Raw genomic sequence first — 10,093 nt, forward strand, 5'->3', positions numbered from 1 at the left:
CCGCGTTTGGATGCCTACTTTGCTTCCCCTCTGGCGCTATGCGCACGACGGGTAAGCAGTGCGGCCTCGCGGCTACTGGGGTCTACCAGCCTTCGCTTCGCTCTCCATGGCTGGCAGCGGTTGATTGACTCCTCTCCCCGGTTTGGGGATGAGTCAGAGTCCCGTCATCTAAAATCTTGGCTGGGGTGGTGTCTGATCGGAAAAACGCCGTAAATACATCCCTGCAGGCTCCACGTCGGCATCCCTGCCTCCGAGGTTTTCCGATCAGACACCACCCCGCCTTATCAATAACTTAGGAACTTAGATGACGTGATCCTGGGGGATGAGTCTTGGAGTGAGGGAAATCCACCCATGTGATGTATAATCAATCGAGATTCACTCATCTGGAGGCGTTATTGTGGGATATCCGAGAGACCGGGATCTACCTCACTATACCTATGGGGACTATGTGCAGTGGGAAGGCCGATGGGAGTTGATTCATGGCATTCCCTACGCCATGACGCCTGCGCCTTCCCTGCGGCATCAGCAGATCAGTCAACGAATTGCCTGCGTTCTTGATGCCACACTAGCTGAATGTGAACATTGCCTGGCCTTGCTGCCCGTGGACTGGAAGATCGACGAAGACACGGTGGTTCAGCCTGACAATCTGGTTATTTGCGGCAAAGCGAAGGGCGCTTATCTGAGCAAGACGCCCGAACTGATCTTCGAAATTCTTTCCAAATCCACCGCATACAAAGACAAAAACACCAAATTCAACCTGTATGAAAGAGAAGGGGTGCGGCATTATGTGATCGTCGATCCCAAGGAACAGCTCGCCAAGGTTTACATGCTGCATGAAGGAAGCTACATCAAGGTGATGGATGCCACGGATGAAAGCCTTGAATTTGATCTTGGAAAATGCCTGATAAATTTAGATTTTTCAAGAATCTGGGCGTGAACGATCGTTGCCCCTCTCCCCGGCCCTCGGCTTTGGCTTCCTGCGTCGCTCTACCTCCTCCTTCCCTGGAGTCGTCTCCACAAGGTGAGAGGGAGGAATAATTTATGAGTGATGTGCTGATTGTCGGCGGAGGAATCATCGGCATGCTGACCGCCCGCGAGCTGCAGGAAGCCGGCGCTGATGTCGTACTCCTGGAACGGGGCGAAATGGCGCGGGAGTCCTCATGGGCCGGGGGCGGCATTGTGTCCCCCCTTTATCCCTGGCGTTACCCTGACAGCATCAGCAGGCTGGCCAGTGTCAGTCAGAAGCACTATGAGCGGCTGTGCATGCAGATCAGTACAGACACCGGTATCGACCCGCAATACACCGTCAGCGGCCTGCTCATTCGCGCCGATGATGAACTGACGCAGGCACAGCAGTGGGCGCAGCGCAATCAGAAAGCGCTCACCGTAGTGGATGCTTCCAACATTGCCGAACTGGAACCCGAACGCCACAATCCCCCTGCAACCGCCATGTGGATGCCGGAAGTCGCCCAGGTACGGAATCCGCGGCTGGTCAAAGCACTGCTGCAGGATCTGCAGCAGCGGGGTGTAAAAATTCGTACCCGCACTCCCGCCACAGGCCTGATACTGGATGATGGGCATCTGCGGGGCGTGGAAACCCCGGCAGGTCCGGTTCTGGCGAAAACCACCATACTCGCCATGGGGGCATGGACAGGGACTTTCAGCCGGATGCTGCCCACACCCGCCGATATACGGCCGGTGCGTGGACAGATGCTGTTGTTCAAGGGTCAGCCCGGCGTCATCCGGCACATGATGCTGGAAGAGAACCGCTACATCATCCCCCGCCGCGATGGCCGGATCCTGTTTGGCAGCACACTGGAAGAAGCCGGTTTTGAAAAAGACACCACACAGTTGGCCCGCGACGAACTGACCCGGCTGGCTATAGAGCGCTATCCTGTCCTGCAAGCGTATGAAGTGGAGTTGCATTGGGCGGGGCTGCGGCCTGCAGCACCTGCAGGTATTCCTTACATCACAAGGCACTCGCAGATCGAGAACCTTTTCATCAACGCGGGACACTACCGCAACGGTGTGGTACTGGGTCCGGCATCCGCAAAGCTGCTGGCCGACCTTGCTCTCGACAGGAAACCCGTCATCGATCCCGCCCCTTATGCACTGGACGCACCCCGTGGCTGACAGCCCTGCTACCCGCAGCCCCATTCTGCTCCTTTTCATGGCAATCTGCCTGCTTGCCTCCAGCCTTGCCGCTGCAGAGACTCCGGAAGTGAGAATCGGCGTACTGAGCCACCGGGGCGATGAAGCCACCCTGCGCAACTGGTCGCCAACCGCCGATTATCTTTCCCGGGTGATACCGGAGTATCACTTCATCATCGTTTCGCTGGACTTCCGGGAAATCGAACCTGCAGTCAGAGACGGCACGGTGGATTTCCTGCTGGTCAATCCCGGCATCTATGTCAACATGGAAGTGCGTTACCGGATTTCCCGCATCGTCATCCTGAACAACCTCATCAACAACCGCGCATCCAACGTGTTCGGCGGGGTCATTTTCACGCGCAGCGACCGAAAGGACATCAGGAAACTGGAAGACCTGCGGGGAAAGAATCTGATGGCCGTAGACAAGACTTCCCTGGGCGGCTTCCAGATGACCTGGAAAGAGCTGGAGAAGATCGGCATCAATCCCTACGAGGACACGGAAAGCCTGCAGTTCGGCGGCACACATGATGCCGTTGTGCAGGCAGTCCAGCACGGCAAGGCCGATGTGGGCACGGTGCGCACAGGCATACTCGAGAACCTGGCCGAGGGAGGCACAACCGCTGCCGGTGAATTCAGGATTCTGGGCGAGAAGAAAAATGCCCGGTATCCGTTCTCTCACAGTACGCAGCTCTATCCCGAATGGCCTTTCAGCCAGCTGCAGCACACGCCTGCACAACTCGCCCGGCGGGTTGCCGTCGCGCTGCTGCAGATGTCCCCCCTGGAGCCTGCAGCCCAGTGGGGCGAGTACGCCGGCTGGACCACACCACTGGAATACCAGCCGGTACACGATCTGTTGCGCGATCTGCATCTCCCTCCCTATGACCGTCCGGAGCGCTTCACCCTCAGCGACGCCATCGAAAAATACTGGTACTGGCTGCTGATCACCATGGCCTTCCTGCTGTTCATGCTGGTGATGACCAGCTGGGTCGTGCGTCTCAACCAGGCGCTGAAGAAATCGAAAAGCATGCTGGAGCGCCAGCACAACCTCATCCTCGATTCCGTAGCCGACGGAATCTATGGCGTGGATCTGCAGGGAAACGCGACTTTCATCAACAAGGCGGTTACCGAAATCACCGGCTGGCGGGCCAAAGATCTCATCGGCGCCAACCAACACCAGCTCCTGCATCACACCCGGCAGGACGGCAGCCCCAATCCAGGGACGGAATGCCCTGTATATCTCACATTTCGCGAAGGCAAACCCCGCTATGTGGAAGAAGACCTGTTCTGGAGAAGAGACGGCAATAGCATTCCGGTGGAGTACAGCAGCACCCCCATTCGCAATGAGCAGGGTGATATCGTCGGTTCGGTGGTTGTGTTTCGGGACATCAGCACGCGCAAGCAGGCTGCAGAGGCAGACCGCCAGTATCAGATGGAACTGGCCCACGTCGCCCGACTCAGTACCATGGGCGAAATGGCATCCGGCATGGCTCATGAGTTGAATCAGCCCCTTACCGCCATTGCCACCAGCGCCGATGCCTGCATCCGCCTGCTGGAATCCGGTACCCCACCTACCGACAAGGTAGTGGACGTTCTGGAAACCATCAGCACCCAGGCACGCCGCGCCGGCGGTATCATCCAGCAGCTGCGCCAGTTCGTACGCAAGGAAGAACCCCGCCATACCCAGGTTCAGATCAACCAGCTGATCGAGGAAGTGCTCCTGCTCCTGGAGCCCGAAATCCGCAAGGCAGGTATCCGCGTGGTTCGCGATCTGGATACGGAAATTCCCCTGGTGCATGCCCAGCATATTCAAATCGACCAGGTCATCCTGAACCTGATACGCAACGCTATCGAGGCCATGTCGGAAATCGACGAAGGCAAACGCATTCTGACGCTGCGGACCCGCTCCGCCGGCGGCAACGCCGTTATCACTTCCATCGAAGACACCGGCCCCGGTGCTGACAGGGAACTGCAGGACAAACTGTTCGATCCTTTCGTGACCAGCAAATCCCATGGCATGGGGCTGGGCCTGTCCATCAGCATGGCCATCATCAACGCCCACAACGGCAACCTTTACTATGACGCGCAGGGCCACAAGGGCGCCATATTCCGTTTTACCCTGCCCGTCAGCGAGGCCAGCAATGAGCAATAACGCGAGCACCATTTTCATCGTGGACGACGACACTCAGGTCCGCCAGGCACTGGCATTGCTTATGGAATCCGTGGGCCTGCAGGTCCAGACCTTTCCTTCCGCCGATGCCTATCTGGAAAACTTCGACCCGGAATCTCCCGGCTGCCTGATACTGGACGTGCGCATGCCCGGCATGAGCGGCCTGGAACTTCAGGCACGTCTCGCTGCCGAAATCATGCACCCGCCGGTCATCGTCATCACCGGTCACGGTGATGTACCCATGGCGGTGCGTGCGGTACAGGCAGGCGCCGTGGATTTCATCGAGAAGCCCTTCAATGACCAGGCCCTGCTCGACAGCGTTCACCGTGCACTGGATACCGATGCCAGACAGCGCGGCCGCGCCAGCAAACTGGCGGAAGTCAAGGCAAGACTGGCCTCACTGACACCCAGGGAGCAGCAGGTCATGAAAATGGTGGTTGCCGGCAAGCGCAACAAGGTCATTGCCCTGGATCTGTCCGTCAGCCAGTCAACCGTGGAAGCTCACCGGGCCAAAGTCATGGAGAAAATGCAGGCACAAAGCCTGTCTGAACTGATGCGAATGGTGCTGTCACTGGAAGACGATAATCCACATCCCGACTAGTTTGCGCGTGATTAGGGAAAACCCTAATCAATTTTCCTGTATCTGCCAATTCCCCTGCCCCATCAGTCGCTGCATACTCTCATCACGCCGACGCAAAACATCCATCAAGAGATACCGCGTTCGGCCGACGTGCAAACACACTAGTTTTGTAACCAACCGCAGAAGATTCCCGCCGACCCTGCCCTGGACAGGTCAACCGTGGAATGTACTGTGACATTAGTCCATAAATCCCTGGAGGATGTAATGACGAAACTCACCCAAAGGCTTGGCAAAACTGCCACTGCCCTGGCCCTGTGCACCGGGCTGGTGTTTTCCGCCCAGGCCAGCGCAGATGATATCGCCGCTGGCAAAGAAATCGCTTTCAGCCGCACCAAAGGCAACTGCCTGGCCTGTCACCATATCGAAGGTGGCAAGGTCGCAGGCACTATCGCACCGCCGCTGGTAGCTATGAAGGCCCGTTTCCCTGACAAAGCAAAGCTGCGTGCCCAGATCTGGGATTCCACTGTAGGCACCCCCAACAGCATCATGCCACCCATGGGTCGCCACAGGATTCTTTCCGAGAAAGAAATCGATCTGGTGACTGATTTTATCTACAGTCTGTAACAGCGGACGCAAGAGGACAGAAATCATGAAGAAAATGCTTACCCTGTTGCTTTCCGCTGGTCTGGTGGCAACTGCAACACAGGCAATGTCCAGCCCGAAAGAGGACCTGGCACATTTCCGTACCTATTTCGAACAACGCTTCCCCGGCATTCAGCTCAATGAATTCGGTAATGGCCCCTACGCACTGGACGCCAGCAAACGCCTGCAGTGGGAGTCTATGGAAGAATTCCCTCCTTATGAGGAATACGTGGACAAGGGCCGCGAGATCTGGGAAACCCCGTTCAAGAACGGCAAGAGTTTCGCCAGCTGCTTCGGCAAAGACGCTTCGAAAGTGCGCCCAAAATACCCGCATTGGGACAAGGCCAGCGGCAAGGTCGTTACCCTTGAAGGCGACATCAACAAATGCCTGAAAGCCAACGGTGAAAAACCTTTCGGCTGGAAGAAAGGAAAAATCGCACATCTCGGCGCTTTCCTGGGCTACGAAGCCCGCGGTCAGAAGACCAACGTGGTCGTTCCCAACGATCCCAAGGCACTGCAGGCTTATGAAGACGGCAAACACTTCTTCTATGCCAAGCGCGGCCAGCTGAACATGGCCTGTGCTGACTGTCATGTCTACTATGCCGGACAGCGTATTCGCGGCAACGTGCTGAGTGCGGCTCTGGGCCAAACCACTCACTTCCCTGTATACCGCGCCAAATGGGCGAAGAAAGGCAAAGGCGACGGCCTTGGCACCCTGCATCGCCGCTATGGCGGCTGTAACAAGCAGGTCCGCGCCCGTCCTTTCAAGGCACAAGGCAAGGAATACCGCAATTTGGAATTCTTCCACACCTACATGTCAAACGGTCTGGAAATCAACGCACCAGGTTACCGCGAGTAACGGGGAGACAAACAAATGAAAAAACTAATCGCAGAACTAATCGCAGCATTTGGCCTGGCCCTGTTCATAACAGGTTGCAACGCCACCACACCAGACAAACCCGCCAGCAAGCAGGCGCAGTATGAGGCCGCGCTGAAAAACGCCCAGGCAGCAGTCGACAAGGCCGCTTCCGTCGGCGGCGAATGGCGGGATATCCGCTGGAAGAAATCCAAAAAGAAATATCTGCCCAGCGCCATCGAAGCCGCCAAGGCCGGCGACTATGACAAGGCGCTCAAGCTGCTGGACATCGTGCAATTCCAGGCAGAGGCAGGATACAAGCAGGCCATGGCGCAGAAAAATGCCGGCCCCCGCTTCTAAGATCCTCGAGCATCTGACAACAACAGATCCAATCATTTAATGGAGAAGTAATCATGAGTCTTAATCAGAAACGCCGTGTATTCCTCAAGGGATCAGTGGCTGCAGGAACCCTCGGCACTGCCGCCGGTCTGCTTACTCCCGGTGCCGTACTGGCGGCCTGGAACAAGAATGCATTCACTGCCAAAGGCATCGATGAAGCCATCGCCGCCGCTGACGGCAGCCCAACCACCACGCCTTCCAAGGACATCACCATCAAGGCACCGGATATTGCTGAAAACGGCGCTGTCGTACCCGTGTCCGTTGCCACCAAGATGGACGGTGTCGATTCCATCACCCTGCTGGTAGAGAAAAACTCCACGCCTCTGTCTGCTGTTTTCCACCTGCCGAAAGGCACTCTGCCTGATGTGTCAACCCGCGTAAAAATGGGCAAGACCGGCGATGTCATCGCTGTCGTCAAGGCTAACGGCAAACTGTATTCCGCACGCAAAAGCGTAAAAGTCACCATTGGCGGCTGCGGCGGCTGATCAACTGAAGAGGCAACAAAATGGCTAAATCAATCAAAATCCGGGCAAAGTCCAAAGGCGGCATCACCACTGTCAAGGCACTGATCACCCATCCCATGGAAACCGGTCTGCGCAAGAACAAGAAGACCGGCAAACTGATTCCTGCCCACTTCATCCAGGAAGTGGTGTGCAAGCACAACGGCAAACCCGTTATCAACTGCGAATGGGGCGGTTCCGTTTCCAAAAACCCCTATCTGGCATTCAAGTTCAAAGGCGGCAAGAAAGACGACAGCATTGAACTGAGCTGGAAAGACAACATGGGTAAGGGCGACTCCATCACCGCTAAGATCCGCTAGTCTTTAATCAGTACCCTTGCCCTTTCCCACCACGGAAAGGGCATATTCCTGAGCTCCGGAAATCACTCCGGGGTTCAGGAATATTTACACATGACTCACAGGACATTCTTCAATGACCATATCAAGACGAGAATTTGTAAGGCTGATGAGCCTTGCCGGCGCCGCTGGCATGCTCCCCACATCGGCATTTTCGGCAGCAAAAAAACCTTCTGATCTGTACGAAGTGCCCAAATTCGGCAATGTCTGCCTCATGCACATGACAGACTGCCATGCACAGCTGAATCCCATCTATTTCCGCGAACCCAGCGTCAATCTGGGTATCGGCGCAGCAAAGGGCAAGCCGCCCCATATCGTCGGCAAGAATTTCCTGAAATACTACGATATTGCTCCCAACAGCATCGAATCCCATGCGTTCACCTACCTGGACTTCGACAATGCCGCAAAAAAATACGGCAAGGTTGGGGGGTTCTCCCACCTGGCAACACTGGTCAAGCGATTGCGTGCCGAACGTGGCGACGGCAACAGCATTCTTCTCGACGGTGGTGACACTTGGCAGGGTTCCGGTACAGCATTCTGGACCCGTGGCAAGGACATGGTCGGCGCCTGCAATCTTCTGGGTGTGGATGTCATGACAGGCCACTGGGAATTCACCTACCTGGACAAGGAAGTCATCGCCAACATCGGTGCATTCAAGGGCGAATTCGTGGCCCAGAATGTGAGCGTCAACGACGATGCGCTGTTCGATTACAAGTTCGCCGATTTTGCCGGCTTCGACGAAGACTCGGGCCTTGCCTTCAAGCCCTACAGCATGAAATCCGTGAACGGCATGCGCGTGGCCGTTATCGGTCAGGCTTTTCCCTACACCCCTATCGCCAATCCCCAGCGCTTCATTCCTGACTGGACCTTCGGCATCCAGGACGAGCGTATGCAGTCCATGGTCAACCACGTGCGGGAAACCGAGAAACCGGACCTGGTGGTTGTCATTTCCCACAACGGTATGGATGTTGACCTCAAGATGGCCTCCCGTGTGAGCGGCATCGACGTCATCTTCGGCGGCCACACTCACGATGGCGTACCCCGCCCGGTGGAAGTGAGCAACAAGGGCGGCAAGACCCTGGTGACCAATGCGGGATCCAACGGCAAGTTTCTTGCTGTCATGGACCTGGATGTGCGCAAGGGCAAACTCAAGGACTACCGCTACCGACTGGTACCCGTGTTCTCCAATATGCTCGAAGCCGACAAGGAAATGCAGACCTATATCGAAAAAGTCCGCGCTCCTTACAAGGACAAACTGGAGAAGAAACTCGCCGTGGCCGGCGAAACCCTGTACCGTCGCGGCAACTTCAACGGCACCTTCGACCAGATCATCTGCGATGCTCTGAACAAGGTCAACGATGCGCAGATCTCCCTGTCGCCCGGCTTCCGCTGGGGCACCACCGTGCTGCCCGGTCAGGACATCACCATGGATCATGTCATGGACCAGACCTGCATCACTTACCCGGAAACCTATCGCCGTGAAATGACCGGTGAAGAAATCAAGGCCATCCTCGAAGATGTGGCAGACAACCTGTTCAACACAGACCCTTACTATCAGCAGGGTGGCGATATGGTACGCGTCGGCGGACTGGACTATGTCTGCGAGCCCGGACAAACCATGGGCAAGCGCGTCACCAACATGACTCTGGATAACGGCACCAAGATCGAAGCCAACAAGAAATACATGGTTTCCGGCTGGGCTACCGTAGGCTCCAAATCACCGGGCCGCCCCATCTGGGATGTGGTCGCAGACTACCTGAAAGAACAGGGCACGGTAAAGATCAAGAAGCTCAACACCCCCAAGCTGGTTGGCGTGAAAGGCAATCCCGGCATCGCCAGCTGACACAACCCCTTTATCCCCTCCCTCCTATTGGGATTGGCACCTTCGGGTGCCTTTTTTTATCTCCAGGGATGGAGTGTATGCTGCGAAAGGCCAGGGATGGCCGTAGCGGCGCATGTACACAGGATGTACGGGCAGATAACTGCTCCCTGCGTGATCTGCACTTCCGCCGTCCTTGGCGGTCGTATGCTGCGAAGCAGGGATGCCGAGAGCAGTATTCTTCAATGCGGCACGACCTTCCAACCGTCAACAGCGCACCCGATCAGAACGGTATGCCTACTGGCATGGCAGACAGCCATGATCAACTGGCTGCCGGACACTGCACAAGGGCTGAATTTAGTAGGATGTGGTGGACCTGTGAACCGCATCGAATTATACCCGCGTGCCCTCTTGATGCGGTTCGTGCCTCACCGCATCCTACTGAGCTGAATAATTTTTCACCACAATTTGCTCGTGCCAGAATTAATCAGAACTTCCTTAGGGTTAGTCGAGTAGATCGGCCATTGCTGGCTTTCACCCTCACAGAACCGGACGTGCGGATTTCCCGCATCCGGCTCTTCCGAGCAGGTCACCCGGATTGAGCGGGAGCCAATTGTCTGGGC

Annotated in this window: 11 protein-coding genes; all 11 read left to right on the top strand. The window is 56.4% G+C overall.

Translation table 11 applies throughout. From position 1 onward, the window contains the following. The coding region (locus ACOCD2_RS06345; RefSeq protein WP_293672506.1) for a hypothetical protein at positions 1-213 on the top strand (213 nt) is incomplete at its 5' end. 184 nt (positions 214-397) lie between these two features. Beyond that, on the top strand, positions 398-937 hold the full coding sequence (locus ACOCD2_RS06350) for a Uma2 family endonuclease (RefSeq protein ID WP_293646204.1): 540 nt from the start codon (positions 398-400) through the stop codon (positions 935-937). Between the two features lie 104 nt (positions 938-1,041). After that, complete coding sequence (gene thiO, locus ACOCD2_RS06355; protein WP_293646206.1) at positions 1,042-2,133, top strand: glycine oxidase ThiO; 1,092 nt, start codon at positions 1,042-1,044, stop codon at positions 2,131-2,133. Beyond that, the gene (locus tag ACOCD2_RS06360) at positions 2,126-4,300 is read left to right on the top strand and encodes a PhnD/SsuA/transferrin family substrate-binding protein (protein ID WP_293646208.1); all 2,175 of its coding nucleotides are present in this window, start codon (positions 2,126-2,128) and stop codon (positions 4,298-4,300) included. Before thiO ends, ACOCD2_RS06360 begins: the two co-directional genes overlap by 8 nt. Beyond that, positions 4,290-4,919, top strand: coding sequence for a response regulator transcription factor (locus ACOCD2_RS06365; RefSeq protein ID WP_293646210.1), 630 nt, complete (start codon positions 4,290-4,292; stop codon positions 4,917-4,919). The genes ACOCD2_RS06360 and ACOCD2_RS06365 overlap by 11 nt, the downstream gene beginning before the upstream one ends. Before the next feature lie 243 nt (positions 4,920-5,162). Continuing rightward, positions 5,163-5,522: a sulfur oxidation c-type cytochrome SoxX gene (gene soxX, locus ACOCD2_RS06370; RefSeq protein ID WP_293646212.1), complete on the top strand. Its 360-nt coding sequence runs from the start codon at positions 5,163-5,165 to the stop codon at positions 5,520-5,522. A gap of 25 nt (positions 5,523-5,547) precedes the next feature. Then, a complete protein-coding gene (gene soxA, locus ACOCD2_RS06375; RefSeq protein ID WP_293646214.1) occupies positions 5,548-6,399 on the top strand; it encodes a sulfur oxidation c-type cytochrome SoxA in 852 nt (283 codons plus the stop codon). A gap of 15 nt (positions 6,400-6,414) precedes the next feature. After that, positions 6,415-6,756 (top strand): hypothetical protein, encoded by a 342-nt coding sequence (locus ACOCD2_RS06380; RefSeq protein WP_293646216.1) that lies wholly within the window; start codon positions 6,415-6,417, stop codon positions 6,754-6,756. 53 nt (positions 6,757-6,809) lie between these two features. Continuing rightward, positions 6,810-7,280, top strand: a complete 471-nt coding sequence (gene soxY, locus ACOCD2_RS06385) for a thiosulfate oxidation carrier protein SoxY (RefSeq protein ID WP_293646218.1) — start codon at positions 6,810-6,812, stop codon at positions 7,278-7,280. Between the two features lie 20 nt (positions 7,281-7,300). Next, positions 7,301-7,615, top strand: coding sequence for a thiosulfate oxidation carrier complex protein SoxZ (gene soxZ / locus ACOCD2_RS06390; protein WP_293646220.1), 315 nt, complete (start codon positions 7,301-7,303; stop codon positions 7,613-7,615). Between the two features lie 112 nt (positions 7,616-7,727). Next, the gene (gene soxB, locus ACOCD2_RS06395) at positions 7,728-9,494 is read left to right on the top strand and encodes a thiosulfohydrolase SoxB (RefSeq protein ID WP_293646222.1); all 1,767 of its coding nucleotides are present in this window, start codon (positions 7,728-7,730) and stop codon (positions 9,492-9,494) included. The last annotated feature ends 599 nt before the right edge of the window (positions 9,495-10,093 follow it).

It is taken from the genome of Thiolapillus sp. (assembly GCF_048562965.1).
GTDB lineage: Bacteria > Pseudomonadota > Gammaproteobacteria > Chromatiales > Chromatiaceae > Thiolapillus > Thiolapillus brandeum_A.